General features: G+C 65.9%; 26 protein-coding genes, 1 tRNA gene and 2 pseudogenes. 3 read left to right on the top strand and 26 right to left on the bottom strand.

The features are described 5' to 3' along the window. Positions 1-221: 221 nt before the first annotated feature. The 22 genes and pseudogenes from B6N23_RS11930 to rplU all read right to left on the bottom strand — a co-directional run bounded on the left by B6N23_RS11930 (position 222) and on the right by rplU (position 20,392). Positions 222-1,346, bottom strand: coding sequence for a pilus assembly PilX family protein (locus tag B6N23_RS11930; RefSeq protein WP_305499173.1), 1,125 nt, complete (start codon positions 1,344-1,346; stop codon positions 222-224). A gap of 49 nt (positions 1,347-1,395) precedes the next feature. Further along, positions 1,396-1,956 (bottom strand): PilW family protein, encoded by a 561-nt coding sequence (locus B6N23_RS11925; protein WP_305499172.1) that lies wholly within the window; start codon positions 1,954-1,956, stop codon positions 1,396-1,398. Continuing rightward, positions 1,953-2,411 carry a type IV pilus modification protein PilV gene (gene pilV / locus B6N23_RS11920; protein WP_305499170.1) on the bottom strand — a complete coding sequence of 153 codons (459 nt, stop codon included), beginning with the start codon at positions 2,409-2,411 and terminating at the stop codon, positions 1,953-1,955. The genes B6N23_RS11925 and pilV overlap by 4 nt, the downstream gene beginning before the upstream one ends. Then, on the bottom strand, positions 2,395-2,820 hold the full coding sequence (locus B6N23_RS11915; protein WP_305499168.1) for a GspH/FimT family pseudopilin: 426 nt from the start codon (positions 2,818-2,820) through the stop codon (positions 2,395-2,397). The genes pilV and B6N23_RS11915 overlap by 17 nt, the downstream gene beginning before the upstream one ends. 248 nt (positions 2,821-3,068) lie before the next feature. Further along, a pseudogene (locus B6N23_RS11910) lies at positions 3,069-4,490 on the bottom strand (IS1380 family transposase). Positions 4,491-4,583: 93 nt separating this feature from the next. Next, positions 4,584-5,000: a type IV pilin protein gene (locus B6N23_RS11905; RefSeq protein WP_305499166.1), complete on the bottom strand. Its 417-nt coding sequence runs from the start codon at positions 4,998-5,000 to the stop codon at positions 4,584-4,586. Between the two features lie 477 nt (positions 5,001-5,477). Continuing rightward, the gene (locus tag B6N23_RS11900) at positions 5,478-5,747 is read right to left on the bottom strand and encodes a BrnA antitoxin family protein (protein ID WP_305499164.1); all 270 of its coding nucleotides are present in this window, start codon (positions 5,745-5,747) and stop codon (positions 5,478-5,480) included. A 25-nt stretch (positions 5,748-5,772) separates the two neighbouring features. Continuing rightward, entirely contained in the window at positions 5,773-6,741 is a 969-nt protein-coding gene (gene ispH / locus B6N23_RS11895) for a 4-hydroxy-3-methylbut-2-enyl diphosphate reductase (protein WP_305499161.1), read from the bottom strand. A 17-nt stretch (positions 6,742-6,758) separates the two neighbouring features. Then, positions 6,759-7,019: a hypothetical protein gene (locus B6N23_RS11890; protein ID WP_305499158.1), complete on the bottom strand. Its 261-nt coding sequence runs from the start codon at positions 7,017-7,019 to the stop codon at positions 6,759-6,761. 47 nt (positions 7,020-7,066) lie between these two features. Continuing rightward, positions 7,067-8,014, bottom strand: a complete 948-nt coding sequence (locus B6N23_RS11885) for a DUF4351 domain-containing protein (protein WP_305499156.1) — start codon at positions 8,012-8,014, stop codon at positions 7,067-7,069. 9 nt (positions 8,015-8,023) lie between these two features. Beyond that, positions 8,024-8,470: an FKBP-type peptidyl-prolyl cis-trans isomerase gene (fkpB, locus tag B6N23_RS11880; RefSeq protein WP_305499154.1), complete on the bottom strand. Its 447-nt coding sequence runs from the start codon at positions 8,468-8,470 to the stop codon at positions 8,024-8,026. Between the two features lie 13 nt (positions 8,471-8,483). Next, the gene (gene lspA / locus B6N23_RS11875) at positions 8,484-8,975 is read right to left on the bottom strand and encodes a signal peptidase II (RefSeq protein ID WP_305499151.1); all 492 of its coding nucleotides are present in this window, start codon (positions 8,973-8,975) and stop codon (positions 8,484-8,486) included. A gap of 55 nt (positions 8,976-9,030) precedes the next feature. Continuing rightward, positions 9,031-11,874, bottom strand: coding sequence for an isoleucine--tRNA ligase (gene ileS / locus B6N23_RS11870; protein WP_305499149.1), 2,844 nt, complete (start codon positions 11,872-11,874; stop codon positions 9,031-9,033). A gap of 10 nt (positions 11,875-11,884) precedes the next feature. After that, positions 11,885-12,922, bottom strand: coding sequence for a bifunctional riboflavin kinase/FAD synthetase (gene ribF, locus B6N23_RS11865; RefSeq protein WP_305499145.1), 1,038 nt, complete (start codon positions 12,920-12,922; stop codon positions 11,885-11,887). Positions 12,923-13,553: 631 nt separating this feature from the next. Beyond that, positions 13,554-14,704: pseudogene (locus B6N23_RS11860) on the bottom strand (IS110 family RNA-guided transposase). 154 nt (positions 14,705-14,858) lie between these two features. Next, a complete protein-coding gene (gene murJ / locus B6N23_RS11855; protein WP_305503789.1) occupies positions 14,859-16,382 on the bottom strand; it encodes a murein biosynthesis integral membrane protein MurJ in 1,524 nt (507 codons plus the stop codon). Positions 16,383-16,579: 197 nt separating this feature from the next. Continuing rightward, positions 16,580-16,846 (bottom strand): 30S ribosomal protein S20, encoded by a 267-nt coding sequence (rpsT, locus tag B6N23_RS11850; RefSeq protein ID WP_302139648.1) that lies wholly within the window; start codon positions 16,844-16,846, stop codon positions 16,580-16,582. Positions 16,847-17,054: 208 nt separating this feature from the next. Continuing rightward, positions 17,055-18,194: a glutamate 5-kinase gene (proB, locus tag B6N23_RS11845; protein ID WP_305499139.1), complete on the bottom strand. Its 1,140-nt coding sequence runs from the start codon at positions 18,192-18,194 to the stop codon at positions 17,055-17,057. A gap of 52 nt (positions 18,195-18,246) precedes the next feature. Further along, the gene (locus B6N23_RS11840) at positions 18,247-18,471 is read right to left on the bottom strand and encodes a DUF433 domain-containing protein (RefSeq protein ID WP_169959383.1); all 225 of its coding nucleotides are present in this window, start codon (positions 18,469-18,471) and stop codon (positions 18,247-18,249) included. A 44-nt stretch (positions 18,472-18,515) separates the two neighbouring features. Then, positions 18,516-19,703, bottom strand: a complete 1,188-nt coding sequence (cgtA, locus tag B6N23_RS11835; RefSeq protein ID WP_305499135.1) for an Obg family GTPase CgtA — start codon at positions 19,701-19,703, stop codon at positions 18,516-18,518. A gap of 100 nt (positions 19,704-19,803) precedes the next feature. Beyond that, positions 19,804-20,061 carry a 50S ribosomal protein L27 gene (gene rpmA / locus B6N23_RS11830; RefSeq protein ID WP_110070533.1) on the bottom strand — a complete coding sequence of 86 codons (258 nt, stop codon included), beginning with the start codon at positions 20,059-20,061 and terminating at the stop codon, positions 19,804-19,806. Between the two features lie 31 nt (positions 20,062-20,092). Then, positions 20,093-20,392, bottom strand: a complete 300-nt coding sequence (gene rplU, locus B6N23_RS11825) for a 50S ribosomal protein L21 (protein WP_305503787.1) — start codon at positions 20,390-20,392, stop codon at positions 20,093-20,095. A gap of 295 nt (positions 20,393-20,687) precedes the next feature. Here rplU and ispB point away from each other — a divergent pair, with 295 nt between their 5' ends. Together ispB and B6N23_RS11815 are read left to right on the top strand one after the other, a co-directional pair. Continuing rightward, the gene (gene ispB / locus B6N23_RS11820; protein ID WP_305499133.1) at positions 20,688-21,683 is read left to right on the top strand and encodes an octaprenyl diphosphate synthase; all 996 of its coding nucleotides are present in this window, start codon (positions 20,688-20,690) and stop codon (positions 21,681-21,683) included. A gap of 79 nt (positions 21,684-21,762) precedes the next feature. Beyond that, a tRNA-Pro gene (locus B6N23_RS11815) sits at positions 21,763-21,839 on the top strand. A 145-nt stretch (positions 21,840-21,984) separates the two neighbouring features. Here the strand turns inward: B6N23_RS11815 and B6N23_RS11810 are convergent. From B6N23_RS11810 to B6N23_RS11795, 4 genes are all read right to left on the bottom strand, one after another. After that, positions 21,985-22,437, bottom strand: coding sequence for a universal stress protein (locus B6N23_RS11810; protein WP_305499130.1), 453 nt, complete (start codon positions 22,435-22,437; stop codon positions 21,985-21,987). Between the two features lie 93 nt (positions 22,438-22,530). After that, complete coding sequence (locus B6N23_RS11805; protein WP_305499128.1) at positions 22,531-24,045, bottom strand: SLC13 family permease; 1,515 nt, start codon at positions 24,043-24,045, stop codon at positions 22,531-22,533. 39 nt (positions 24,046-24,084) lie between these two features. After that, positions 24,085-25,659 carry a phospholipase D family protein gene (locus tag B6N23_RS11800; protein ID WP_305499126.1) on the bottom strand — a complete coding sequence of 525 codons (1,575 nt, stop codon included), beginning with the start codon at positions 25,657-25,659 and terminating at the stop codon, positions 24,085-24,087. Further along, positions 25,652-25,891, bottom strand: coding sequence for a hypothetical protein (locus B6N23_RS11795; protein ID WP_110070530.1), 240 nt, complete (start codon positions 25,889-25,891; stop codon positions 25,652-25,654). Before B6N23_RS11795 ends, B6N23_RS11800 begins: the two co-directional genes overlap by 8 nt. A 180-nt stretch (positions 25,892-26,071) precedes the next feature. Between B6N23_RS11795 and B6N23_RS11790 the strand changes: the two genes are divergently transcribed. Continuing rightward, positions 26,072-26,872 (top strand): TlpA disulfide reductase family protein, encoded by an 801-nt coding sequence (locus B6N23_RS11790; protein WP_305499123.1) that lies wholly within the window; start codon positions 26,072-26,074, stop codon positions 26,870-26,872. Positions 26,873-26,993 lie beyond the last annotated feature (121 nt).

Here is a 26,993-nt window from a genome sequence, read left to right as displayed (position 1 = left end):
ACCGCTAACGGAATCGCGGGAAGAGTGATCTGCTGGTTGACTCAACTGAGTTAATGAGGGTCTGCGAGTTAATGGGGGTCTGTCCCTCATTGGCCGCCTCAATCAAATACTAGATGAGCACCCACCTCCGCCTCGCCCTTTATTTAACTTACCCCAATCATTCCCGGCTGCCACTGAGCTTTTAAAAAGACCTAAGTCTAGCAACCCGACAACTCATCAAGTCAGATCTCTCGCCAAGACATGCCATTATCAGGAGAGCCCCCCCCAAGAAAACTTTCAATATCAAAAATCCCCACCAGGTTGCTCAGGGCCTCGCTGCTATAATTTAAACTTGCATTACCGCCCACATTCAAATCAAAATCATCCTCATGGCCATGGGAGCCTTCAGGCTTTAGCTTTAACACAGCACCGTAAAGATTAAAGGTTCCATTCGAAATATTGAACCGCCCCCCTTCTTCAACTATTATCAAGCCTTCATGATGAGCAGTGCCGTTGGCCCTTTCGATACTCCCCCCTTCACGCACTATAATTATACCGGCCGTAGCAGTGCCTCCATTAATCCTTACAGAACCAGTCACTTCAATAACAACTGGGTTTTCCCGCGTCCCGTGAGAGCCCATTCTATTGCTATTTCCTTTACCATCATATGTTACTACAGCAGGCGGCAGCTTGCCTATGGCATCCTCCCATGCCGCTCGCTTCTCGGGATAGCTACCATCCCCAGGAACCAAACCAAAATAATCAGCGACACTGTCTAGCTTAGGATCATGGTCGTAGCGGCAGCTATTACCTTGACAATTAAAAGGATTCCCAGAAACAGGATGATCATTACCGTCAAGAGCACCTTCGGCAGCACTCACTCTGTTTCTATTGCACCCAAATCCAAAACAATTAAATACTGCATCCAAGCCACCACCAGCACCAGGAATGCCAACAACAATGGTCCTAACAACTTCGCCAGATTGAGGACCAACCAGTCCTTCTGCTAAAATATAATGACTACTCCCATTCCCAGCAACCTTTCCATAAATACTCTCTAGCGCTTCTTTGCTAATACGAAGATAGCGACCAGCAACATTTTTAGGAAGCTTTTCAACATCTATGTACTGCCACTCAAAACCGTGTTCATCAACATAACTCAAAGACAGCTCGTCCAAGTCATCTCTCAGTTTGTAACCTTGTGAAGCAGCAAACTCAGCAGCCATCTGAGCATTTGCGGAAGCACGATAGTTTCCCGCCAGCCTCTCATCGATCTGCGAAGACTGTATGCTTGAAAGCCCCACCATCAGCGAGATAGTGAGCAGTGAAAGTACGACAACCAAGGCGGCGCCTTTCTGTGTTTTCATATGTCACCCCACGCTTTATAGCGAATTAATGACTAAAGCACTGTATTCGCTACCCTTCTGAAGCCTCGGCACTCACCGCTGCCGTGCGATTTACAGCCACGAACTCTAGCATGTCGTTTTCATCACCAGAGGTCATAAGCGTTAGCGTCACTCTGACCCCATAGCTATCGCTCGGACCAATCGGATCAATCAAAAAACCACCTTCGGAAAATCCGCCCACTAAATCTTCAGGGCCAATAGTTCCCGAACCTCCGTCAATGCACTCAATTTTCAACTGAAGAAAATGCTGTTCCTGTGCCTCAGCAAGGCGATATGTTTTCTCTACGACATCACAATTAGAATCAGACATATCGCCTCGATTGGACACCTGGAGGACCAGTTCTTCATCTCCGGGCCCACCATTGAATTCACTCCAGTGAGCACGCCGAATATCTCGCAGCAAGCCTTCAACGGCGAAGTTGACCGCCGCCTGCTTTTCGCTTAGCAACTCCACCTGACGATTGGTTTGAAATACCGTAAGAAAAAGCTGGCCCGCACCCAGGATAATGATCAGACCAATCACCATGGGCACCATCAGTTCAACGAGGGAGAACCCGCTATTACGTTTCATGGAGCGCTCCCCGGCAGCCTGACCGTATAGGTGAACGCTTCTCCACCTCCCTCAAACCTTTCCTCATCCCAAGCCACGGTGATAATAAACTCGCAGCCGGGACGAGGCTCTACAGGAGTATCATTCAATTCAGGAAGAAACTGTGACCACTGGGCAAGCCAGCTACCCTCGCCTGTACCATTAACAACATCCTCGTCTGGGCACTGGCGGTTCCCCGCAGCTGCCATTGCTTCCCACAGCCGCTCCTGGGCATCCTGTGCCGCCAGCGAGGCAATGGAGCGCTGGTAGGCCGCATGGGCGCCCTGCAGGGCCTTGAGCTGCATTGCGGCCACGCCCAGCAGCCCGACGGTGAGCACCAGCAGGGCAATCATTGCTTCAATCAGAGTGAAGCCACTCTCTGACTGATGCCTGAGTCCTAAACCACGCCCCTTTATCTTACTACTCTTGGCATTCATTATTGCCACGCCCTGAACGACCAAAATTATTGATTGTGATCACCCTGCACAGCTCGCCTCTTGACACTTCAATATCACACGCCCCAGCATCACAACCGCCACCATCAATTCGACCAAGACGATCAAACACCAAAATTCTTTCAGTAGCACTGACCCTGTTATTTCCCGCTTGACGCTGCCGAAGCAGGTCTTCATTACTTAAGCTCACCGAATACGACCAACCGGGCCCACCATCATCAACACTGAACTCTACCAGGTCCCTGCGTTTGATCGCTTCACTACGAGCATAGTTGAGCCCAGAGAGAATCTCATTAAAGTCACTAGCCAGCTGATTTCTTGCCATCATTGACTGAAATCCCGGCACCGCCACGGTGGCCAGAACAGTGGCTACCGCGAGAGTGACCAGCAACTCAATCAGCGTAAACCCGCCTTATTCACGAGGGCGCTGATTGAGCGGTCTGAAGGTACTGGCTGTTGGCATTGCTTATCAGGATTCGCCTCTTCAGCGCGAGTGGCTGTTGAGTAATGCCAGAACGCAGCCCTTTTCCTACTTACTTATAGCTCTTTGGAATCAATGGCGGCCGTCCAAGCAGCCGTGATCGCCGACCGCCGCTCCGGTCGCTCGCTTTCTGATGCTGTGGTGGTCTCGCAGGAGCGTCAGCTCAGTGCGGTCAGCTTCGGTAGCCCCTTCAGCAGCGTCGGCCACCACTTGTCGGCGGCGGCACCCAGATGAACGGTGATTCGCCGAGCGTGCAGCCTCAGCGTGGCGGCGACCTTGAGCACCTGCTCGCGCATCCGGCTCAGGCTCCAGCCTTGTCGGGTTTGCCGCTCCAGGAGGCAGCGCAGGCCATGCAGGACCTGGTAGGCGTAGAGACTGAGCAGCAAGCTCACCTCGTTGCGCGCCATCACGTCCTGAACGGTGGAGGCGCCGCGATCGGTCGACGAGAGGTGCACGTCGAGCGCCGACTTCACTTCGCCCATGTGCGCCTCGGCGCTGCCGCGCTTGCGATAGAGTGCTAGGACCTTCTCTGGCGGCCAGTCGAACTTGCTGAGGTTGGTGACCAGGAAGAAGGCATGCAGCAGCAGGTCATCGGGGCGCTCCTGCACGACCAGCACGACGCGCCGTGGTGCCGGCCAGGAACCGGCTTGGTACTCAAGGTCATGGCACCATTCTCGAGGCTGTTCAGGCGGTCGGCCGCGGGGCCGCTTCAGGTAGGGCGCCGCCAATTTTTGCAGGCCCTTGTGGCTGCGTAACCGGCCCAGATACTCGATGTCGCGCTCTTCCAGCGCCTCCAGCGTGTCGTTGTCGGTGAATCCGGCATCGATGCGCACCCGAACCTGGGCGCCAGTGCTCTCGTTGAGCCGCGTCACCAGATGGGGGATCCATGTATCGGCATTCTCAGCCGGGCCGGCGTTGCCCTCGCGTAGCAGGCCACCGACCATGTCGCCTGTTTCGGCCAGCGAGGCGACCAGCGGCGAGTAGATGCGGGTACCGTAAAGGGCCATGGTAGGCCGAGCCACCTTGGTGACCGTGGACCTCGATCGGCAGGCCGTCGATGTCCAGCGTCAGCTGCTTGGGGCGCTCGCCGTTCTTCAGCGAGGTCAGGCGCCAGAGCACCAGCCGCAGCAGGCCTTCGTGCACGGCATCGATGTTGTCGTTGCGGCCGAGGCAGGTCAGCAGCCGCGACAGCGTGGCTTGAGACGGCCGGTCCTGCGCCAATGGCGTCGTCCCGCGCGCGTCGCTACAGGCCAACTGCCAGAGCGGGTCACGGCGCAGCGTGTCGGTATCGCTGAGATCGATCCAGCCCATCGCGCGCTGCAGCACCAGGGTGCGTAGCTGACTGGCCAGGGAGTGGCGGATACGCAGCGGGTGACGCGGATCGACCAGGTTGTCTTCGAGCGCCTCAATCACGCCGCTGTTGTCGAGGGCTTCACGCAGCAACAAAGCGCCGCTGTCGCTGGTGGTGCGGTGGCCGCTCAGCTCGACACGGACAGAGCCGTCGTGCACGAGGGCGTCCAGGTGGATAGGCTTTCACCCATAGCGGATGGCTCCCTTGGATCAGGTTCTTGGCGGAACACACTGAATTTTCAAGAGGATACCATCCGCTATCTTCGTTTTCAGGCCGGTCTCATGAATAAGGCGGGGTAAAGCCTTTCACTCTCGTTATCATCTTACCAACATCCCGCCGGGCCACGCGTTCCATCACTACTCAGTGTTAGTGTCTCACAGCCCGCTGGCACACGTGTTCCATTTGTGGCTTCCAGCGTAAAGGTTGCACCCGGCTCACCATCAAAGTCGATTGTTGTGTAAACGCCTTCCGGCGAAGAGGTAGTTATCAAACAGTCTTCTTCATAGGAGTAATTCTGGGTGTAACAACGCTCCATTTCCCCTGCCGCCTGCATCAGTCCCGCCTGACCATCGGAGAGGCGTGAGCGCTCCACATACCGCTGATAACTCGGGATAGCGATCGACGCCAGAATGCCGATGATGGCTACCGCAATCATCAATTCGATGAGCGTGAAGCCGGCGCTGCGCCGGGTGCTGCCTGGGGGGCCCGAGGGCCTGCGTCGGGTGCTCGGTTGGGTCACGCCGCGCCTCTCCTGCGTTCGTTACGTTCAGTTTCAGTATGTATCAGAGCCGCGCTTTTCGATAGGGTGCTAGGGCAAAAATGCCCGGCCGGTGAGCGATGGCTTACAGTGTAGCGCCTGGTACGCGAGGAAGCAGGCGTGTGGCGTGATTGCCGGGCGCCTGCGGCGCCTCACCGCTGCGCGGTGTTCGCCCGGGGAACCCGGGCTCCCACCAGTAGTCCCGCTGCTGGAGGTACGAGCCAGGCGCTACCTCAGTGTGATGCCCGCACCCGCCGGAACGCTTCGCCTCCCTCATCAACAGCAACGCCGCCGTCACTTCCATGACGGCGGCGTTACCGTTGGTGCACGCCTCGGGCGCGCTACTCGCTGACGATCACCCGCTCGCGCAGCTCGCGGGGCATGGAGAAGGTGATGGTCTCGGCGCGGCCGTCGAGCTCCTCGGGGGCGGCGGCGATCTGCTCGGCTCGACGTTACCGATCACCCGTGGCGATGTTCTCTGATGTACTGCTTCAGAGCTTGGTCAATGCGTCGCTGCCAGCCTTCCCCCTCTGCCTTGAAGTGTTCAATCACTTCCGGTGATAAACGGATCGACGTCTTTACCTTCGTCGGCGAGCGCTGCTTGCCACGCTGGCCGATGGTGCGCTGCAGATTCGCGGGAAGGACCTCCGACATCGGGCGCATACGCTTCACATCGGCGTCGGTGAGCTCGCTAACCTCTCCGTCCTTATCCGTGAGTCGCATTTTCATTCAGACCGCCCTCCCTCAATTAGAACTACTCGCTGACGATCACCCGCTCGCGCAGTTCGCGCGGCATGGAGAAGGTGATGGTCTCGGCGCGGCCGTCGAGCTCCTCCGGGGCGGCGGCGCCCAGTGCCTGCAGGCGGGCGATCACGCCCTGCACCAGCACCTCGGGGGCGCTGGCGCCGGCGGTGACGCCCACCACGCTCACCCCTTCCAGCCAGGCGGGGTCGATCTGCTCGGCATTGTCGATCAGGTAGGCAGGGGTGCCGACCCGCTCGGAGAGCTCGCGCAGGCGGTTGGAATTGGAGCTGTTGGGGCTGCCCACCACCAGCACCAGGTCCGCCCCGGCGGCCAGCTCGCGCACAGCATCCTGGCGGTTCTGGGTGGCGTAGCAGATGTCATCCTTGCGCGGCCCCTCGATCTCCGGGAACTTGGCGCGCAGGGCGTCGATCACCTTGGCGGTGTCGTCCATGGAGAGCGTGGTCTGGGTGACGAAGGCGAGCCGGCTCGGGTCCTTCACCTCCAGCCTGGCCACGTCCGTGTCGTCCTCCACCAGGTAGATGGCGCCGCCATGGGAGGTGTCGTAGCGCCCCATGGTGCCCTCCACCTCGGGGTGGCCCTCGTGGCCGATCAGCACGCACTCCTGGCCGCGGCGGGCGTAGCGCAGCACCTCCAGGTGGACCTTGGTGACCAGCGGGCAGGTGGCGTCGAACACCTTGAGGCCGCGGCGCTCGGCCTCCTCCTGAACGGCGCGGGAGACGCCGTGGGCGGAGAAGATCACGATGACGTCGTCGGGCACCTCATGGAGCTCCTCGACGAAGATGGCGCCACGCTCACGCAGGGTGTCCACCACGAAGCGGTTGTGGACCACCTCGTGGCGCACGTAGATGGGCGCCCCGAAGACATCCAGCGCCCGGTTGACGATCTCGATGGCACGATCGACACCGGCGCAGAAGCCGCGCGGGTTGGCCAGCCGGATCTGAACGGAGTTAGCTTGCATAGGATTGCCTTGGTGCGTCAGTCAAAAATTTCGTCGAGGCTGTCTGCGGTCAAGATATGTTCGACCCATAGCTCCTGTTCCTCAAGCCCAGAATGGCTCACCTTCGACACTATGTCTGGGGGAAGCTCGCCGAACTTCACCGTTAGTAATTTCAACAACATTTCGGCACGGCCAATGACCCTGCCCAACTGAAAGCCCCGCTGAAAGCCTCGCTTTGCTGCAATGCGCTCAAACGATGTGACATACGGCATTTGCACTTCCTCCTCGAAGCGAGCCATCTGGGCTTCCAGCTTCTCCCCCGATGCCGTGGTGTGCGTCTACGGAGTCAGTCGAAGATGTCATTCAAGCTGCCGGCGGTCAGGACACTCTCGCCCCACCGATCAAGCTCGTCCACCTCGGCTTCAGTCACTCTTGCTTCGATGTCCCCTGGTAGCTCACCGAATTTAAGAGTCAGCTGCTTGAGCAGCAACGCCACACGCCCGCTCTGTGCGCCCTGCTGCATACCGCGTTTTTCCGCGATGCGCTCGAATGATGTGACATAGGCCATCTGTACCTCCTCCTCGAAGCGAGCCATCTGGATCTCCAGCTGCTCCTCCAGCGCGGGCGGCAGCTCCAGCATCCAGTCTATCAGCCTCAACAGCTCCAGCACCTCCGCACGCGTAAAACCATGCTGGTACAGGCGCTTCATCAGGGCGAACTTGGTTACCAGGCGAGCGCCTGCGTCACCCTTGGTGCGGTGTGCTTCCAGTTGAGCCATCACTACGACAGCAAAGGGGTTGGTGCTGTTCTCGAGCGCCCTGCGGTCATTGCCCACCTGCTGCAGGTCCACCACTGGAAAGCTGAAGGAGAGGTGGGTCTGCCACAGCCCTTGCTCGTGACGGCCAAGCGCATGGTGGCGACCTTGATCCGTGAGAATAGCCAGGCTGGCAATACGCCGCTGGGGATACTTGTCCTGCAACCGGTAGTAGTAGCGATACATCCTGGCATTGAAGTGTCGATCGGCCCTGCCCTGCACCTCAACGTGAATCAACACCCAGGTCTCGCTGCCATCTAGCGTATACACCTTGACCAGCTTGTCGGCATGTCGGCGACCGGCTTCGGTATCACGCACGACCTGCTGCAGCTCCTTGTCGAGAAACTCGTGAGGTCGCTGCCAATCGATCTCCCGGTACATCTCCGGCATCAGCAGCTGGAGGAACTGAGGAAAGTAGTGCTCCAGCGCTTCCTTCCAGGGAGAGTCGAAGTCGCTGCTACCTCCGGCCGCCTTGCTCATCAAGCCTCCTCAGTGCGTCGTCGCGCGCTTCACGTCGATCACTTCCACCTCGAAGGTCAGGGTACGCCCTGCCAGCGGGTGGTTGAAGTCCACGTCGATCATGTCGCCGTCGATGGCGCTGATCACCCCGGGCAGCTCGCCGCCGGAGGGGTCGGAGAAGGACATCACGGTGCCTACCTCCAGCTCCTCGTCGCCGAAGTCGTCGCGCTTCAGGCGCTGGATGTTCTGGGGGTTGTGCTGGCCGAAGGCGTGCTCCGGGGTGATCTCGAAGCTTGCGCTCTCACCGGCGGCCATGCCCTTCATGGGGTGCTCGAAGCCTGGCGGCAGGTTGCCGTCGCCCACCTGGAAGGTGGCGGCGGCCTTGTCGCGGGTGGAGTCCACCACGGTGCCGTCTTCCAGCTTGAGGGTGAAGTGCAGGGTCACTTCCATGCCCTCGTCGATGCGGTAGTCGCTCATTGCGCTCTCTCTATCAGGAATTGCGTTGCCGCGCGCGGCGCTTCTCGCCGAACACCGACTCCCAGATCAGGCCGATGGCCCCCAGGGTGATGCCGATGTCCGCGACGTTGAAGGCCGGGTAGTACCAGCCGGCGACGTGGAAGGAGAGGAAGTCCACCACGTAGCCGTGCACCAGGCGGTCGTAGAGGTTGCCCAGGGCGCCGCCGATTATGGCGGCAAGCGAGCACGCCAGCAGCGTCTCGTCGCGCTTCAGCCGGGTCAGCCAGATGGTCAGGCCGACGCTGGCCCCCACCGCGATGGCGGCGAAGAACCAGCGCTGCCAGCCGGGGTGATTGGCCAGGAAGCTGAAGGCGGCGCCATAGTTGTGCAGCAGCGTCAGGTTGAAGAACGGCAGCACCTCCACCGGCCGGGCGTACTCCAGCCAGGCGCTGGCGGGGTACTTGGTGGCGAGGTCCAGCACGATGATCGCCACGGCCAGCCACAGCCAGCGCAACGGGCGCTGCATGGGCGGCACCTCTGGGTGGCTGGCAGGGCCGCCGCCGGTGTGCTTGGCGTGCGAATCAGGCATACAGGCGCGTCTCGCCGGGGCCCTCGGGCAGGTTGCTCACGCAGCGCCCGCACAGGTCGTCGTGGCCTTCGTGGCTGCCCACGTCCTCGCGGTGGTGCCAGCAGCGCTCGCACTTCCTGTGCGGGCTTCCGGCCACGGCCACCTTCAGGCCGGCAAGCTCGGTGGCCTCGGCGCCCTCGGCCTGCTCACCGTCGGCGAGCGGCTTGAGGGTCACGTCGCTGGTCAGCATCACGAAGCGCAGCTCCTCGCCCAGCTTGGCAAGCGTCGCCTGCAGGGTGTCGTCCACGTAGAGGGTGACCTCGGCGGCCAGGCTGCCCTTGATGGTCTTGGCGTTGCGGGCGTCCTCCAGGCACTTGTTCACCGCCTGCTTCACCTCGAGCACCTGCTCCCAGAAGTCGCGGCCCATCTCGGCGCCGTCGTCCAGGGTGGCAAGGCCCTGGTAGTACTCCTCCAGCAGCACGCTGTCGCCGCGCTCGCCGGGGATGTTCTCGAAGATCTCCTCGGCGGTGAAGCTCAAGATCGGGGCGACCCAGCGAGCGAGCGCCTCCACCACGTGGTAGAGGGCGGTCTGGGCGCTGCGCCGCGCCAGGGAGTCGGTCTGGGTGGTGTACTGGCGATCCTTGATCACGTCCAGGTAGAAGCCGCCCAGCTCCCGGGCGCAGAAGCCGTGGACCTGCTGGTAGACGTCGAGGAAGCGATACTCCTGGTAGGCCTTCTCGATGCGTACCTGCAGCTGGGCGGCGCGGTCCACCACCCACTGGTCCAGGGCCAGCATCTCACCGAAGGCCACGGCGTCGCGGCTCGGCTCGAAGCCGTTGAGGTTGGCCAGCAGGAAGCGCGCGGTGTTGCGGATGCGGCGGTAGACGTCGGCGGTGCGCTTCAAGATCTCGTCGGAGACCGCCATCTCGTTGCCGTAGTCGGTGGAGGCGACCCACAGGCGCAGGATGTCGGCGCCGAGCTTGTCCATCACCTCCTGGGGGGCCACCACGTTGCCCATGGACTTGGACATCTTGCGGCCCTGGGCGTCCACGGTGAAGCCGTGGGTGAGCAGCCCGCGGTAGGGCGGGTGGCCGTCGATGGCGCAGCCGGTGAGCAGCGAGGAGTGGAACCAGCCGCGGTGCTGGTCGGAACCCTCCAGGTAGAGGTCGGCCACGGGGCCGCTCTTGTGGCCGTGGGGGTGCGAGCCGCGCAGCACGTGGCGGTGGGTGGTGCCGGAGTCGAACCAGACGTCCAGGGTGTCGGTGACCTTCTCATAGTCGGCGGCCTCCTCGCCCAGCAGCTCCGCCGGGTCGAGGCGGAACCAGGCGTCGATGCCCTCCTTCTCCACGCGCTTGGCGGCCTCCTCCATCAGTTCCACGGTGCGCGGGTGCAGCTCGCCGGTGGCCTTGTGCAGGAAGAACGGGATCGGCACGCCCCAGTTGCGCTGGCGGGAGATGCACCAGTCCGGGCGGTTGGCGATCATGCTGTGCAGGCGCGCCTGGCCCCAGGCCGGGGTGAACTGGGTGGCCTCGATGCCCGCGAGCGCGCGCTCGCGCAGGGTCTTGCCGTGACTGCCCTTCACGTCCATGCCCACGAACCACTGGGCGGTGGCGCGGTAGATCACCGGGGTCTTGTGGCGCCAGCAGTGCATGTAGCTGTGGGTGATCGGCTCGTGGTGCATCAGCGCGCCGACCTCGCGCAGCTTCTCGACGATCTGCGGGTTGGCCTTCCAGATCATCTGGCCGCCGAAGTAGGGCAGGTCGTCGGCGTAGACGCCGTTGCCCTGCACCGGGCTCAGGATCTCCTCGAAGGCCATGCCGTGCTCGCGGCAGGTGACGAAGTCATCCATACCGTAGGCGGGGGCGGAGTGGACGATGCCGGTGCTGCCCACCTCGGCCTCGACGTAGTCGGCCAGATAGACCGGCGAGAGGCGATCGTAGAAGGGGTGGCGGAAGCGGATGCCGTCGAAGGCCTCGCCGCGGGCGGTGGCGATCACCTCGCCGGTGAGGCCGAAGCGCGAAAGGCACGATTCGACCAGCTCCTCCACCAGCACCAGCAGCCGCTCGCCGGTATCCACCAGCGCGTAGGTGAACTCGGGGTGGACGTTGAGTGCCTGGTTGGCGGGGATGGTCCAGGGGGTGGTGGTCCAGATGACGATGGCGGCGGGCTTGGGCAGCGCGGCCAGGCCGAAGGCGGCGGCCAGGCGGTCGGCGTCCTCCACCGGGAAGGCCACGTCGATGGCGTCGGACTTCTTGTCGGCGTACTCCACCTCGGCCTCGGCGAGTGCCGAGCCGCAGTCGAAGCACCAGTTGACGGGCTTCAGGCCCTTGAAGACGTAGCCCGCCTCGACCATGTCGGCCAGGGCCCGGATCTCGCCGGCCTCGTTGGCGAAATCCATGGAGCGGTAGGGGTTGTCCCAGTCGCCCATCACGCCCAGGCGCACGAAATCGGCCAGCTGGCCCTGGATCTGCTCGCCAGCGTACTCGCGGCACAGCTCGCGGGCGCGCTCGGCGGCCAGGTGCTTGCCGTGGGTGGTCTCGACCTTGTGCTCGATGGGCAGGCCGTGGCAGTCCCAGCCGGGCACGTAGGGGGCATCGAAGCCGGCCAGGTTCTTCGACTTGACGATGATGTCCTTGAGGATCTTGTTGACGGCGTGACCGATGTGGATGCTGCCGTTGGCGTAGGGAGGGCCATCGTGCAGCACGAACAGCGGCTTGCCCCGGCGCTCCTCGCGCAGGCGGTGGTAGAGGTTCTTCTCCTGCCACTCGGCCAGGCGCTCCGGCTCGCGCTTGGGCAGCATGCCGCGCATCGGGAAATCGGTTTCTGGCAGGTTCAGAGTGTGCTTGTAGTCGCTCATATCCTGGGGGTCAGCCGTCGTCGTGGTCGGCGGGGGTCCCCGCCGAGGAATCGGAAGTCACGGCCTCGCGCGCCAGCGGCGCCGATGCCAGAGGAAGAGAATCGTCGTTATTGAAGGTGGGGCGCTGTAAAAAATAGGCGCGGGCGCGGCGCTGGTCGGCCCCGATCTGGCGCTTGAGGGCGTCGAAGTGCTCGAACTTCACCTCGCCGCGCAGCTTGGCGCAAGGGAAGACGCGCAGGCGCTCGCCGTAGAGGTCGCCGTCGAAGTCGAACAGGTGAACCTCCAGCACCGGCCGGGTGCTGCCCACCGTGGGGCGCCAGCCGATATTGGCCACGCCAGGCAGGCGCCGGCCGTCGGGCAACTCGCTGACCACCGCATAGACACCCTGCAGCGCCAGGGAGCGCACCGGCTGGGGCAGGTTGGCGGTGGGCACGCCGATGGTGCGGCCGAGCTTCTGATCGGCCACCACGCGGCCGCCCAGGCGATAGGGCCGCCCCAGCAGCCGGGCCGCCGCCTCGAAGTTGCCGCTGGCCAGCAGGGTGCGGATGCGCGTGCTGGAGACCCGGTCGTCGTCGACGGTGAAGGTGCGGGTGTGCTCGACGCTGAAGCCGTGCCGCTCGCCCACCTCGGTGAGCAGGTGGAAGTCGCCGCGGCGATCGCAGCCGAAGCGGAAGTCGTCGCCCACCACCAGGTGGCGCACGCCGAGGCCCTCGATCAGCACCTTCTCGATGAAGGCCTCGGCGGTGAGGCCGCGCAGGGCGTCGTTGAAGGGCAGGCAGAGCACCCGCTCCACCCCCGCATCGCCCAGCAGGCGCACCTTGTCGCGCAGCAGGGTGAGCCGCGGCGGCGCCTGGTCGCCGGCGAAGAACTCCCGGGGCTGGGGCTCGAAGACCACCACGGTGACCGGCAGCTGCAGCTTGGCGGCCTGCTCGCGACACTGGTCGAGAATCGCCTGGTGGCCGCGGTGGACGCCATCGAAGTTGCCGATGGTGGCCACGCAGCCGCGGTGCTCGTCGCGCAGGTTGTGTAGTCCTCGGATCACTTGCATGGCGTTGCTCGAGCCCCGCTGGCTTGGTGAATGCGAAAGGTAAGTGGCGCAAGGATGGTCATAAAGTGGGCGATTATACCGGACCGCCGGCCCCTTGACAGCCGGGGCGGGCTTGGCCACTGGCAATCCAGCGCGATTCGCTGCGGCCACCCTGTGGGAGCTGGGCTATGCCCGGCGAATGGAGACCGAAGGGCTCCTGGCGGCATGCGCCAACGCTAGCAACACCGCCGGGGCGCCTGCGGCGCCATTCGCCCGGCAGAGCCTGGCTCCCACAAAGTCCGGTCAGCCCTCATTCGCCCGGCGGAGCCTGGCTCCCACAAAGTCCGGTCAGCCCTCATTCGCCCGGCGGAGCCTGGCTCCTGGTATGGATTGACCCGTCAAGGGTTCGGTTGTCTCTGTTGTCTATTGTCGTCCTCAATGCCTTCGGATCAGGAAGCGAGGGGCTATCAGCGACGGTGGATCTCTCTGGTATTCGTGGGTTGGGTACCGACCTGTCATCACTTCGTCGCGGAGCTGCCCTGGTCTACGAGCGAGGGTCACCCTGCCCCGGAGGGCGGGGGCCTCATAGGAGCGTCAGGGGTTCTCCCACCGGCCCGACGCTCCCTGACCCGAAGGCACTGGGACGGAATGATCATGCCGTGGCTCGGCTGCCGTGCGGCTTGCCCATGGCCTCGCAGGCAATCGCCCACAGGAAGCCGGTGAGCTCCCGAGCCACGGCCGTCACCACCTGTTGCTTGGCCTTGCCCGTGGCCGCCAGCCGGCGGTAGCGCCCACAGAGTCGTTTCTGTGCGCGGCCCAGGCTATCGCCTGCACCGTCGGCGAGGTCCTCTCGGCCCGCTGCTCAATAATGCGCGTCTTGCGGGCCGGAAAGCGGTAGCTCCAGGCAGCCTCCACCAGGACGCGTCGTACATGGCCATTGCCGGTCTTGGTAATGCCACCCTGGCGTCGGCTACCCCCGCTCGAGTGCTCGCTGGGCACGAGCCCCCAGATAGGCCATCAGCTGACAGGGCGAATCAAAACGGCTGATATCCCCCAGCTCAGCCATCACCGTCATGGCGGTGATCAGGCTGACGCCGCGCATCGCCTGGATGGCTTCGACCACCGGGGCCAGCGACCAGTCCGGCAGTGCTGCCTCCATCTGCCTCTCCAGGCCGGCCACGCGGCGCTGCGCTTCGCGCACCGCCTCGATGTACTCCTGCAGCACGATCTGCTGAACCGGGGTGTCGAAGCGCACCGTTTCCAGCCAGCGAAAGTGGGCAGGAATCCACTTGCTCTTGCCGGGGTAGGCCTTGCCGTGTCGCAGCAGGAAGGCGTTCAGCCGCTGACGCGCCTTGAGCTCGATGGCCTTCATATCCTCCCGAGCCCGCGTCAGGTCGCGTATCGCTTCCTGTTCCGGCGTGGGTACCCAGACGGGGGTGAGTTCTCCAGAGCGCGACAGGCGGGCCAGCATCTGCGCATCGCGGCGGTCAGTCTTGACACGATCGCGCCGGCACGACGCGGGATCAGGGTCGGTGCTACCACCTCACAGTCATGGCCGCTGGCCTGGACCTGGTGATAGACCCCGTAGCCGCAGGGTCCGGCCTCGTAGCTGAACAGCAGGGGCTGCCCGTCGAAGCGTTCGCTCATCTGGCGAATCAGCTTGTCGATCGCCTTGGGTTCATTGGGGATCTCACCGCGAAACTCGGGCGTTTGCCGGCCTGCCTCAGCGACCGCCACCGAGATGCTGGCCTTATGCACGTCCAGGCCGATATAGGCGGCGTGAACGTAGCTGGCGGCGTTGATCCGCTCGGTGACAGTGCGGTCGACAACGGATCGCTGAGTTGCGTTAGACTGTTTCATGACCTGCCTCCCTCAATAGTGGCTCTGTGTTCTGGCCCAACCTCAACATAACCCACGACGTTGAGGTGGGGCAGGTCAATCCATCATGTCTACAAGGTCAGCTCTTCATCTTGAACTGCCGCAGGCGCACCCCGGTCAGCGCGAGCCAGGCGAAGTAAACGCCGGCGCCGGCCACCACCAGGGCGCCCAGCCAGGCCACCCGGGTCCAGACGCTCCAGCCCAGCCACGCCTGCCAGTCGGGCGCGATCAGCCACAGGCCGAGCCCCATCACCGCGCAGCCACCCAGCAGCTGCACCGCGTAGCGCCCCCAGCCGGGCTGGAACACCAGCACCCGTTCCTTGTGGAGCAGCCAGCCCAGCAGGCCGGCATTCAGGAACGCCGAGAGCGCCGTGGCCAGCGCAAGGCCGGCGTGGGCCAGGGGCCAGATCAGGATCAGGTTGAAGACCATGTTGGCGACCATGGCGATGATGCCGACCTTCACCGGCGTGCTGGTGTTCTGGCGGGCGAAGAAGCCCGGCGCCAGCACCTTGATCAGCATGAAGGCCACCAGGCCGAAGGCATAGGCGCGCAGGCTCATCGCCGCCATGGTGATGTCGTGCTCGGTCATGGCGCCGTAGTGGAACAGCGAGATCAACAGCGGCTCGGCGAGTATCGCCAGCGCCAGGGCAGCCGGCAGCCCCAGCAGCAGCACGGCGCGGATCGCCCAGTCGAGCATCTCGCTGAAGTGCTGGCCGGACTGAGCGGCGTGGCGCTTGGAGAGCGCCGGCAGGATCACGGTGCCAATGGCGATGCCGAACACCCCCAGCGGCAGCTCCACCAGGCGGTCGGAGTAGTAGAGCCAGGAGACGCTACCCGGCGCCAGCAGCGAGGCGAGGATGGTGTCGAGCAGCAGGTTGATCTGGGAGACCGAGACGCCGAACAGCGCCGGTGCCATCAGCACCATGATCTGCTTCACCCCGGGGTGCACGAAGCTCGGCCAGGGCCTGGGCATCAGCCCCAGGCGCACCAGGAAGGGCACCTGGAAGGCGAGCTGGGCGACGCCGGCGATCAGCACCCCCCAAGCCAGCGCCATGGCCGGCTCGGTCATCAGCGGGGTGAGCAGCAGCGCCGCGCCGATCAGCGAGAGGTTGAGCAGCACCGGGGTGAAGGCCGGGATGGCGAAGCGGTTCCAGGTGTTGAGCACGCTGCCGGCAAAGGCCGTCAGCGAGATCAGCAGCAGGTAGGGAAAGGTGAGCCGCAGCATGTCGGCGGTGAGCGCGAGCTTAGCGGGGTCGCGGCCGAAGCCCGGGGCGAACACCCACACCAGCCAGGGGGCGGCGACCATGAACAGCGCCGTGAGCAGCGCCAGCACCACGGTGAGGCTGCCGGAGACGGCATCGAGCAGCTCCTTCACCTCGCGCTTGCTGCCGCGGGTGGCGTACTCCGAGAGCACCGGCACGAAGGCCTGGTTGAAGGCCCCCTCGGCGAACAGCCGGCGCATGAAGTTGGGGATCTTGAAGGCGACGAAGAAGGCGTCGGCGCCGCTGCCGGCGCCGAACAGGGTGGCCACCACCACGTCGCGCACCAGGCCCATGACCCGGGAGAGCATGGTCATCACGCTGACCACCAGGCCCGAGCGCATCAGCCCGCCGGCCTTGGGGGCCACCACCTTGTCGTTCTCGCCCACCGGGGTGGGGGGCGTCTGCTCGCGATCCGTCACGTCTGCGTCCTCGACTGGCGTCCGGAGAGAAAGGCAGCCACAAAAAAACCGGCCGCAGCCGGTCTTTCTGCTGGAGGCCCGCCCTCAGGGGCGAGTCACTCCGATGGCATCCGGTCTGCTCAGGCAGCCAGCGCCTTGACGCGAGCGTTCAGGCGGCTCTTCAGACGCGCGGCGCGCTTCTTGGAGAGCACGTCCTTGTCGGCGATGCGGTCGATGACACGCTGCGCCTGCTGGAACTCGGCCATGGCCACGGCGTGGTCGCCGCCGTTGATCGCCTTGATGACGCGCTTGATGTAGGTGCGCACCATGGAGCGCTGACTAGATTTCAGTACACGACGGCCTTCGGCCTGACGGGCGCGCTTGCGAGCTTGCTTGCTGTTTGCCACTTGATGTCTCCTTGGAGATTCTTCGCCGCCCGTGTGATGACGGCATCGATAACGTATTGATCCGGCAGAAAAGTACACGACTTTCCGCCGGCTTGGCCATCTGGCCGACCGCTTGACATCAGCGATCGTTCACGGGCCGTGTCTGAGAGGATGGCGTATCCTATCACAGCCCGCGCGGCGCTTGCCATAGCGCCGGTGACAAGCGCGGCTACAACACCACCAGGTTGTCGCGGTGGATCAACTCCGGAGCCTCCATGAAACCGAGGATCGCCTCGATCTGGTGGCTCGGCTTGCCGAGCAGGCGCGCGGCGTCATCGGCGCCGTAGTTGACCAACCCCTTGGCCACGCGCTCGCCGGCCTCGTCGAGGCAGAGCACCATGTCGCCGCGGCGAAACTGCCCCGCCACCGCCTTGACCCCTACCGCCAGCAGGCTGGAGCCGCTCTCGCGCAGCACCTTCACCGCCCCGGCATCCAGGGTCAGGGTGCCGCGCACCTGCAGCTGGCCGGCCAGCCAGCGCTTGCGCGCCGCGATGGGGGCCTGGTCCGGGCGCAGCAGGGTACCCAGGCGCTCGCCCGCCATCAGCCGGGTGAGCACCTCGGGCTGGCGGCCGCTGGCGATGGCGGTGAAGGCGCCGGAGCGCGCCGCCAGGTGCGCGGCGCGGATCTTGGTCACCATGCCGCCACGGCCGAGCGCCCCGCCGCCGCCGGCCACCGCGGCCAGCGCCGGGTCGTCGGCGCGCCCCTCGTGGATCAGCCGCGCCTCGGGGTTGCCGCGCGGGTCGGCGTCGAACAGCCCCTCCTGGTCGGTGAGGATGATCAGCGCATCGGCCTCCAGCAGGTTGGCCACCAGGGCGCCCAGGGTGTCGTTGTCGCCGAAGCGGATCTCGTCGGTGACCACGGTATCGTTCTCGTTGATCACCGGCACCACCCGCAGGTCGACCAGGGTGCGCAGCGCCGAGCGGGCGTTGAGGTAGCGCTTGCGGTTGGAGAGGTCGTCGTGGGTCAGCAGCACCTGGGCGGTGAGCAGGCCGTGGCGGGCGAAGTGGCCCTCGTAGCACTCGGTGAGGCCGTTCTGGCCTACCGCGGCGGCGGCCTGCAGCTCGTGCACCGCCGAGGGGCGCGCCTGCCAGCCGAGACGCACCATGCCGGCGGCCACCGCGCCGGAGGAGACCAGCACCACCTCGATGCCGCGACGATGCAGCGCGGCGATCTGGTCGACCCAGCCGCCGATGGCGGTCTCGTCGAGGCCGCGACCGTCGTTGGTCAGCAGCGCGCTGCCGATCTTCACCACCACCCGCCGGGCGCCCGCCAGCGCCTCGCGGCCGGGATTCATAACCCCTTCCGTCATGTGAATTCCTGAAGTTTCGTGGGAAGAACTAGCTCGGCGTCGACCCAGAGGATCATGCCGCGAGGACGGGATGGTCGAGACGGCGCGCGGCAAACTGCAGAGACGCCAGGATATCCTCCTGCTCCAGATCCGGCAGCTCCTCGAGCACTTCCTGTGCGGTCAACCCTTGCGCCAGCAGGTCGAGCACGTCGACCACTCGAATACGCATGCCACGAATGCAGGGCCTGCCTCCGCACTGGGCAGGGTCAATCGTGATACGACTCAACAGGGCGTTCATCAGGCACCTCCCGTCTCCGACCCCTCTATCGCAAGTCTACTTCATCAGGGCGCGTATTCGACCTCGACGTCGTAATCGTCGTCATCGAAGTCGTCGTCGTCCTCATCGACCTTCTTGCGCCTGCGGCCCAGGCGCGCCTCGGTGCGGGCGACCGCCTCGTCCTCCATGCGAGCACGCATCTCGCGGGCCCGCTCGGCAGCCTCCTCGTCCTCGTTCTCGAGCTGGCGCTGCTCGGTGAGCCAGCGGTGGGCGGCCTGCACCAGGGCGTCGGTGCCGTCGGCGGAGATCGCCGAGATGCGGAACACCGGCCCCTCCCAGCCCAGGCGGCGCACGATCTCGTCGGCCTTCGCCTCGCGCTCCTCGGCGGGGAGCAGGTCGAGCTTGTTGAGCACCAGCCAGCGCGGCAGCTCGGCCAGCGCCGGGGAGAACTCGCCCAGCTCGTGGATGATCGCCTCGGCGACCTCCACCGGGTCGGACTCGTCGAAGGGCGCCACGTCCACCACGTGGAACAGCAGCCGGGTGCGGGTCAGGTGCTTGAGGAAGCGCAGCCCCAGCCCGGCGCCTTCGGAGGCCCCCTCGATCAGCCCCGGCACGTCGGCCATCACGAAGTGCTCGTGCATGCCGAGCTTCACCACCCCCAGGTTGGGCACCAGGGTGGTGAAGGGGTAGTTGGCCACCTTGGGCTTGGCGGCGGAGACGGCGCGGATCAGCGTCGACTTGCCGGCGTTGGGCATGCCGAGCAGGCCCACGTCGGCCATCACCTTCATCTCCAGGCGCAGGTTGCGGCGCTCGCCCGCGGTGCCCGGCGTGGTCCGCCGCGGCGCGCGGTTGGTGGAGGACTTGAAGTGGATGTTGCCAAGCCCCCGGCGCCCGCCCTGGGCCACCAGCACCACCTGCCCGATCTCGGTGACGTCGGCGATCACCTCGAGGGTCTCCTCGTCGATCACCGTGGTGCCCACCGGCACCTTGATGTGCAGGTCCTCACCGGCGCGACCGCTCATCTGCCGACCCATGCCGGGCTGACCGTTCTGGGCCTTGTAGAAGCGCTGGTAGCGGAAGTCGATCAGGGTGTTGAGGGCGTCATCACCGATCAGGTAGACGCTGCCGCCGTGGCCGCCATCGCCGCCGTCCGGGCCGCCCTTGGGCACATACTTCTCACGCCGGAAACTGAGGCAGCCATTGCCCCCATTGCCGGCCTCCACGATGATCGAGGCTTCGTCGACGAACTGCATCTGTCACTCTCCTGACGGCACCTGAGATCCCAACCGCCATAGTATATGTACAAGAAGGCCCCGCCTGGGCGGGGCCTTCCTGCTGCAAGCCTCAGGCGTCTCAGGCAGAGACGACGCTGACGAACTTGCGGTTCTTCGGACCCTTGGTCTCGAACTTGATCACACCGTCGTTCAGGGCGAACAGGGTGTGGTCGCGGCCGAGGCCAACGCCGACGCCGGCGTGGAACTTGGTGCCGCGCTGACGCACGATGATGTTGCCGGCGGTGACGGCCTGGCCACCGAACAGCTTGACGCCAAGGCGCTTGGATTCTGAATCGCGGCCGTTACGCGTGGAGCCGGCTGCCTTCTTATGTGCCATGGAAAAATCCTCCGTTCAGGGGATGGGCCGCTTACGCGGAGATCCCGGTGATCTTGACTTCAGTGAACCACTGGCGGTGGCCCTGACGCTTCATGTGGTGCTTGCGGCGACGGAACTTGATGATGGTGACCTTGTCGCCACGGCCGTGGGAGACGATCTCGGCAGAGACCTTGGCGCCTTCGACCAGCGGGGCGCCAATCTTGACGTCGTCGCCATCGGCAACCAGCAGCACCTCGTCGAAGTCGACGGACTCGCCGGTCGGGACTTCGATCTTCTCCAGCTTGAGGGTCTGGCCTTCCTGAACGCGGTACTGCTTGCCGCCGCTCTTGATAACTGCTTACATGCTTTTCTCTCCAGGACTCATCAGGGTTGGCTCTTGATCGACCTGCGGCGAGTGGCGCCTCTTCTGGCACCATCTGACAGGGAGCGGGATGAGTGGGCCGCGCATTATAACCGCGTGCCGATGGCGACACAACCCGCGCCGCGCCTGCCGCTGGCGCCGGCATGCCCACCCCGCGGCGGCTCGCCTTGACGCCCTTGAGGGGGCCCCATAGCATGGCCGGCAACCCAAGGCCAGAGGGGGCCGCCACGCCCCGGCCCCCATCAATTCCGTCGAAGCCGCCTCCATGACTGCCAATGTCTCCTCCCCCGCCGCCGCTCCATCGCCGATCCACGCCGTCGTGGCCGAGGATTTCGCCGCGGTCAACCGCACCATCATGGACCAGCTCAACTCGCGGATTCCGCTGGTGGAGACCATCGGCCAGTACATCATCGAGAGCGGCGGCAAGCGGCTGCGCCCGCTGCTGGTGCTGCTGGCGGCCCGGGCGCTGGGCTACCAGGGCGAGCGCCATGTGACCCTGGCCACCCTGATCGAGTTCATGCACACCTCGACCCTGCTGCATGACGACGTGGTGGACGAGTCCCATATGCGCCGCGGCAAGGCCACCGCCAACGACGCCTGGGGCAACGCCCCCTCGGTGCTGGTCGGCGACTTCCTCTACTCGCGCTCCTTCCAGATGATGGTAGGGGTGGGCTCCATGCGGATCATGGACGTGCTCTCCTCCGCCACCTGCGTCATCGCCGAGGGCGAGGTGCAGCAGCTGACCAACGTGGGCAACCCGGATATCGACGAGGCGGCCTACTTCGAGACCATCCAGGGCAAGACCGCCATGCTCTTCGAGGCCGCCAGCCACAGCGGCGCCATCCTCGCCGAGGCGACCCCGGAGCAGGAGTCCGCCCTGCAGTACTATGGCCGCTACCTGGGCCTGGCCTTCCAGCTGATCGACGACCTGCTCGACTACCAGGGCGACGCCGAGGCGATGGGCAAGAACGTCGGCGACGACCTGGCCGAAGGCAAGCCGACCCTGCCGCTGATCCAGGCCATGGCCGCCGGCACCCCGGAGCAGGCCGCGGTGATCCGCCGCGCGATCCGCAAGGGCGGGCTGGACCATCTCGACGAGGTGCTGGCCATCGTGAACGCCACCGGCGCCCTCGACTACACCCGCACCCGGGCCGAGGAGATGGCCGACCTGGCCCTCGCACAGCTCGAGAAGCTGCCTGCCTCGCCCTATCGCGACAGCATGGCCGATCTGGCCCGCCTGGCGGTCGAGCGCAAGGCGTGAACCGGCCCGCCGCGCAGGGCTTGCAAAGCGCCCCGCGGCGGGTATAATGCGACCCCGTTGAGGCATCAGCCCAACGCGTCGGAGCGTAGCTCAGCTTGGTAGAGCGCTGCCTTCGGGAGGCAGAGGTCGTAGGTTCGAATCCTGTCGCTCCGACCAACGAATTCAAGGCCTTGCGGTTATCCGCAAGGCCTTTTTCGTGTGCCCCTCTTGTCACCGCGTCACTTGCCGCACCTCTCTTGTCTCTTGTCTTGTCACCCCTGCGCTTCTTCATCCTTTCGCTGGGCGGTGAGGCGGCGGCGCGTCAGGTCACGGTGATCACGCTGCAGCCGGCGGTGTGGCTGACCCGGTGGGAGACGCTGCCCACCACCATGCCCCTGAGATCGCTCATGCCGCGGCTGCCCATGACGATCGCATCGGCATTGAGCTCCTCGGCGGCCTCGATGATGCGCTCGCCGGGCTTGCCCTGGCGTACCAGCTCCTTGACCTCGATGCCGGCCAGGTCGACGGCGGCCTTGGCCTTGTCGATCACCTGCTGCCCGGCCTTGCGCATCCCTTCCGCCAGCTTCTCGCGTTCGACCTCGGACATGGGCTCGGTGCTGCCGCCCACCAGAATGCCGATGTTGTCGGGCGCCGACTCGGGGACATTGAGCAGGTGGAGGGTGGCGCCGCCGCTGCGCGCCAGCTCGGCCGCCACCGCAAGCGCTCTTTCCGCGTGGATGGAGCCGTCGACGGGAACCACTAGGGTCTTGTACATGGCGTGACTGCCCTTTTCACAGTGTTGAAGGAGGAGGCATTCGCCCCACTTCCTACAGACTAGACCCTGCGGGCGTTTCGGCCATGTCCTGGATCAGGCCGCCCAGCCGAAGCCGAGGATCGGCATCGCCAGGGCAAAGACCACCAGAATGATCACCAGCAGCGCCGCGACGCTGATCAGGGCCCCGGCGCGCACCATCTCGGCCACGCTGAGCTTGCCGCTGGCGAATACCACGGCGTTGGGCGGCGTCGCCACCGGCAGCATGAAGGCGCAGCTGGCCGCCATGGCCACCGGCACCGAGAGCAGCAGCGGGCTCGCCCCCAGGCTGACGGTGAGCGAGGCGGTCAGCGGCAGGATCGCCGCCGCGGTGGCGGTGTTGCTGGTGACGTGGCTCATCAGCATCACCGCCAGCGCCACCATGGCCACCATGGTCCAGGCGGGCCAGCTGCCGAAGACGCCGAGCCCCTCGGCCACCACGGCGGCCAGGCCGCTGCCCTCGATGGCGGTGCCGAGGCTGAGCCCGCCACCCACCATGATCAGCACGCCCCAGGGCAGGTGCTTGGCGCTCTCCCAGTCCATCAGGAACTGGCGCTGGCGCCAGCGCGCCGGCACCACGAACAGCAGCAGCGCCCCGATGATGGCGATCCCGGCATCGCTGAGCTCCACCCCCAGGCCCCCCTCCAGCAGCGGCCGGGTGATCCAGGCCAGGGCCACCAGAACGAAGATCGCCGCCACCCGCTGCTCGGGCCGGGTCATGCGCCCGAGATCCCGGGCCTGGTCGGCGAGCATCTCGGCCACCCCGGGCACCTCGCGGCGCTCCACCGGGTAGACCCAGCGGGTGAGCAGCCACCAGGCCAGCGCCAGCAGCAGCAGCGAGGGGGGCACGGCCACCGCCATCCACTGGGCGAAGCCGATCTCGATGCCGTAGCTCTCGCCCATGAAGCCCGCCAGCAGGGCGTTGGGCGGGGTGCCGATCAGGGTGCCCATGCCGCCGATGTTGGCGGCCAGGGCGATCCCCAGCAGCAGCGTCAGGGCCATATGGTGGCTGGCGCCGGCGCCGCCCTGGCGCTCCAGCATGGCCAGCACGGATAGACCGATGGGCACCATCAGCGCGGCGGTGGCGGTGTTGCTGACCCACATGCTCAGCGCCGCGGTGGCGAGCATGAAGCCCGCCACCAGCCGGTCCGGGCGGCTGCCCGAGACCCGCAGCACCAGCATGGCGATGCGCCGGTGCAGGCCCCAGCGCTGGATCGCCTCGGCCAGCAGGAAGCCGCCGAGGAAGAGGAAGATCAGCGGATTGGCGTAGGGGGCGGCCACCGAGTGGATGGTGCCCACGCCGAGCAGCGGCAGCAGCGCCACCGGCAGCAGGGCGGTGACGGCGATGGGTACCGGCTCCAGCACCCACCACACCGCCATCCAGGCGGTCAGCGCCACCACCTGCCAGGCCGCCGCCGGCATGTCCGCCGGCGCCTCCATCCACAGCAGCAGTGCCGCCGCCAGGGGGCCGAGAAAGAGGCCGAGGGTGACCTGGAGTCGCTCGCGCCGGGCCTGGCGCCGCTCCGCGTCCTGGCTCGCCTCCTCGGCGTCTCGGGTCTGGGGGTCATTCATCGCGTCTCTCCTTGCTCGCGTCTCGACGGGCGGGGCGCGCTACAGCCAGCGCTCCAGCCGCAGCAGGCGGGTCAGCCAGGCGTTGGCGTGTCGCCAGGGGCCGCCGGGCTCCCGGGCGAGGCGGACCATCTCGTCGTCATGGCGTGTCTCCCATCCCAGCCGGCCGTCGTCGAGGGTCACCCGGTAGCTCAGCTCGGGGCTCGCCCCCTCCTCCACCAGTTCGCGAAACTCCCGGGCCAGGCCCTCGCTCTCGGCCAGCACGCCCAGCTCGCTGTTCCACCATACCGAACGCGGGTCGGCGTTGGCCGAGCCCACGAAGACGGTCTCCTCGTCTATCGCCAGGGCCTTGATATGCAGCGCCGAGGCGGAGGTGCCCGGCATGCCCATGGTGGCCCCCTCGCCGTCGGCGTGCTCGGCGCGCAGCTCGAAGAGCGCCACGCCGCTCTTCAGCAGCGCGCGGCGATGGGGCATATAGGCCCCGTGGACCACCGGCACATCGGTGGCCTCCAGGGAGTTGGTGACCACCTCCACCGCGACGCCGGACTCCGCCAGCTCCTGCAGCACCCGGCTGCCCTCGGCGGTGGGCACGAAGTAGGCCGAGACCAGGCTCAGGCGCGCCTCGGGGGCCACCCGCGCCCACAGCTGCCCCGCCATGGTCTCGTCCAGGGCCGGGCGGCCGCGCCAGGCCGGCTTGCCCGGCGGGTCCCACAGCGCCTCGGCCTGCCCCCAGTGCAGGACATCCACCAGGCGCTGGCGATCGCGTTCCTCGTGGCGCTCGCGCAGCGCCTGGAAGTAGTCGGAATCGCTCTCCTCGGCGAGCCGGGCGGCAAGCTCCTCGCGCAGGGCCCGCCAGGCGTCGGCCTCGACGCGGTGGTAGCGCCCCCCGGGCTGGGCCAGGCCATGGTTCCAGTAGAGATCGAAGCTCATCGACAGCGGCTCGACCACCGCCCCCACCGCCAGCAGGTCCAGGTCGGCGAAGTTGCGCGGCTCGCTGGCGTTGTAGTACTCGTCGCCCAGGTTCCGGCCGCCGGCGATGGCCAGGGCGTTGTCGGCAATCCACAGCTTGTTGTGCATGCGCCGGTGGTGGCGCGGCAGCACCGGGATGGTGGCCAGCACCCGGGTGGCCAGGTTGGCGCGCCCCACCGGAAGCGGGTGGTAGACGCGCACCTGCAGGTTGGGGTGGCTGTCCAGGGCGGCCAGGCGCTGGCCCTGCCCCACAGCGCCGATGTCGTCGATCAGCAGGCGCACCTCGACGCCGCGCTCGGCGGCGTCCAGCACCCGGGCCAGCAGCACCCGGGTGGTCAGGCCATCGCCCATCAGGTAGGTCTGGATGTCGAGGCGGCGCTCGGCCCGGGCGGTGAGCAGGCCACGCACCGCGAAGGCATCCTTGCCGTTGGCCAGCAGGGCCAGGCCGCTCTGGCCCGGGTGGGCCTCGGCTTGCTCGGCGGCCCAGCGGCCCAGGGGGGTCTCGGCGACCTCCCAGGGCGGCAGCGCCGTAGTGTGCACGCGCGGCTGCGGGGCGCCGGCGCAGCCCGCCAGCAGCAGCAGGAGCGCCAGCAGCGGGGCGAGCCGGAGCCGTGGCGGCCCGCCGGCGGGCCGCCACGGCTCAGGCATCGCCATCGTCGTCGGCCAGCCGTCGCGCCAGCGCCTTGCGCGCCTTGTTGCGGCGATAGAGCCGCACCAGGGCGATGCCGAGCGCGGTGGCGACCATGGCCGCCAGGGTCCAGCCCTGCCAGTAGCGGGCGGCGTCGCCCATCATCGTCTCCAGGGTGATGATCAGGATGAAGCCCAGCGCCTGGCTGGCGATGGCTAGGGCGCGCAGGGTGTCGAAGGCAGGCTTGGCCATGCAGGCTCCCATGACGAGGGTGGCGGACGGATGACAGCCCTGCCGCCCGGCAGTAGGCTTGGCAGGGTCAGGGTATCGACGCAGGCAGCGCCTTTTCGGGTGACCAAGTGTACCCGCTCGCGCGCCGGTCGCCGACCCTGCATCGCCACGACCCTGCCCCATTGTTCAGGAGCCCGCCCCATGGATGCCATCGCCCTCGGCCCCGTGCTGCTCTCGGTGCCGCGCCTCTACGCGCTGGGCGCCGCCCTGCTGCTGCTGGCGCTGAGCGCCTGGCTGCTGGGACTGCCGCGGAGCGAGCACGCCCGCTGGTTCAACGGCCTGGTGCTGGCCTGGCTGGTGGGGGCGCGCACCGGCCACGTGCTGCTGCACCTGGAGGCCTATGCCGCGGCCCCGCTGGACATCCTCAAGCTGTGGCAGCCGGGCTTCCACGGCCTGTGGGGGCTGGTCGCCGCGCTGCTGTGGACCGGCTGGGCCCTGCGCGACCATCTGCTGCGGCTGATCGGCGCCATGGCGCTGACCGTGGGGGCGGCGAGCCTGTGGCTGGTGATGGTGACGCTGGCCCCCCTGGGCAGCGGCCTGACCATCGACGCGCTGCCCGATATCACCCTGGAGACCCTCGACGGCGAGACCATCAACCTGCGCGACCTGCAGGGCGAGACGGTGGTGCTCAACCTGTGGGCCACCTGGTGCCCACCCTGCCTGCGCGAGATGCCACTGCTGGCCGAGGCCGACGCCCGCGACGGCGTCACCGTGGTGGTGGCCAACCAGGGCGAGGAGCTGCTGCAGGTGATCCGCTACCTGGACGACCAGGGGCTCGAGTTCCGCTACCCGCTGCTCGACCCGCGCCAGGAGCTGATGGTGCTGCTGGAGGCGCCAGGGCTGCCCACCACCCTGCTGTTCGACGCCTCCGGGCGCGCCGTGGAGCGCCACGTGGGCGAGCTCTCCCGGGCCCAGCTCGGCGCCTGGCTAGATCGTCACTGAGACACGCCCCATCGGTATGGCCCGACGCGACAGACTCTGTTGCAGTTGCCTGCAGCGAGAGGCGCCGGGGGCAGGCCGGAGAGGGGGTCCTATGCCAGGGATGGCATCGGTAGCGTACAGG

This window comes from Halomonas alkalicola, assembly GCF_030704205.1.
GTDB classification, from domain to species: Bacteria; Pseudomonadota; Gammaproteobacteria; order Pseudomonadales; family Halomonadaceae; genus Halomonas; species Halomonas alkalicola.
Note: the sequence above shows the minus strand (reverse complement) of the source record. Positions and strands in the feature narration are given on the sequence as shown.

Coding starts and splice junctions, on each gene's coding strand:
- B6N23_RS11930 (WP_305499173.1), bottom strand. CDS start 1,346: ATGAAAACACAGAAAGGCGCCGCCTTGGTTGTCGTACTTTCACTGCTC.
- B6N23_RS11925 (WP_305499172.1), bottom strand. CDS start 1,956: ATGAAACGTAATAGCGGGTTCTCCCTCGTTGAACTGATGGTGCCCATG.
- pilV (WP_305499170.1), bottom strand. CDS start 2,411: ATGAATGCCAAGAGTAGTAAGATAAAGGGGCGTGGTTTAGGACTCAGG.
- B6N23_RS11900 (WP_305499164.1), bottom strand. CDS start 5,747: ATGAAAATGCGACTCACGGATAAGGACGGAGAGGTTAGCGAGCTCACC.
- ispH (WP_305499161.1), bottom strand. CDS start 6,741: ATGCAAGCTAACTCCGTTCAGATCCGGCTGGCCAACCCGCGCGGCTTC.
- B6N23_RS11890 (WP_305499158.1), bottom strand. CDS start 7,019: ATGGCTCGCTTCGAGGAGGAAGTGCAAATGCCGTATGTCACATCGTTT.
- B6N23_RS11885 (WP_305499156.1), bottom strand. CDS start 8,014: ATGAGCAAGGCGGCCGGAGGTAGCAGCGACTTCGACTCTCCCTGGAAG.
- fkpB (WP_305499154.1), bottom strand. CDS start 8,470: ATGAGCGACTACCGCATCGACGAGGGCATGGAAGTGACCCTGCACTTC.
- lspA (WP_305499151.1), bottom strand. CDS start 8,975: ATGCAGCGCCCGTTGCGCTGGCTGTGGCTGGCCGTGGCGATCATCGTG.
- ileS (WP_305499149.1), bottom strand. CDS start 11,874: ATGAGCGACTACAAGCACACTCTGAACCTGCCAGAAACCGATTTCCCG.
- ribF (WP_305499145.1), bottom strand. CDS start 12,922: ATGCAAGTGATCCGAGGACTACACAACCTGCGCGACGAGCACCGCGGC.
- murJ (WP_305503789.1), bottom strand. CDS start 16,382: ATGCGCTCGGGCCTGGTGGTCAGCGTGATGACCATGCTCTCCCGGGTC.
- proB (WP_305499139.1), bottom strand. CDS start 18,194: ATGACGGAAGGGGTTATGAATCCCGGCCGCGAGGCGCTGGCGGGCGCC.
- B6N23_RS11840 (WP_169959383.1), bottom strand. CDS start 18,471: ATGAACGCCCTGTTGAGTCGTATCACGATTGACCCTGCCCAGTGCGGA.
- cgtA (WP_305499135.1), bottom strand. CDS start 19,703: ATGCAGTTCGTCGACGAAGCCTCGATCATCGTGGAGGCCGGCAATGGG.
- rpmA (WP_110070533.1), bottom strand. CDS start 20,061: ATGGCACATAAGAAGGCAGCCGGCTCCACGCGTAACGGCCGCGATTCA.
- ispB (WP_305499133.1), top strand. CDS start 20,688: ATGACTGCCAATGTCTCCTCCCCCGCCGCCGCTCCATCGCCGATCCAC.
- B6N23_RS11810 (WP_305499130.1), bottom strand. CDS start 22,437: ATGTACAAGACCCTAGTGGTTCCCGTCGACGGCTCCATCCACGCGGAA.
- B6N23_RS11805 (WP_305499128.1), bottom strand. CDS start 24,045: ATGAATGACCCCCAGACCCGAGACGCCGAGGAGGCGAGCCAGGACGCG.
- B6N23_RS11800 (WP_305499126.1), bottom strand. CDS start 25,659: ATGCCTGAGCCGTGGCGGCCCGCCGGCGGGCCGCCACGGCTCCGGCTC.
- B6N23_RS11795 (WP_110070530.1), bottom strand. CDS start 25,891: ATGGCCAAGCCTGCCTTCGACACCCTGCGCGCCCTAGCCATCGCCAGC.
- B6N23_RS11790 (WP_305499123.1), top strand. CDS start 26,072: ATGGATGCCATCGCCCTCGGCCCCGTGCTGCTCTCGGTGCCGCGCCTC.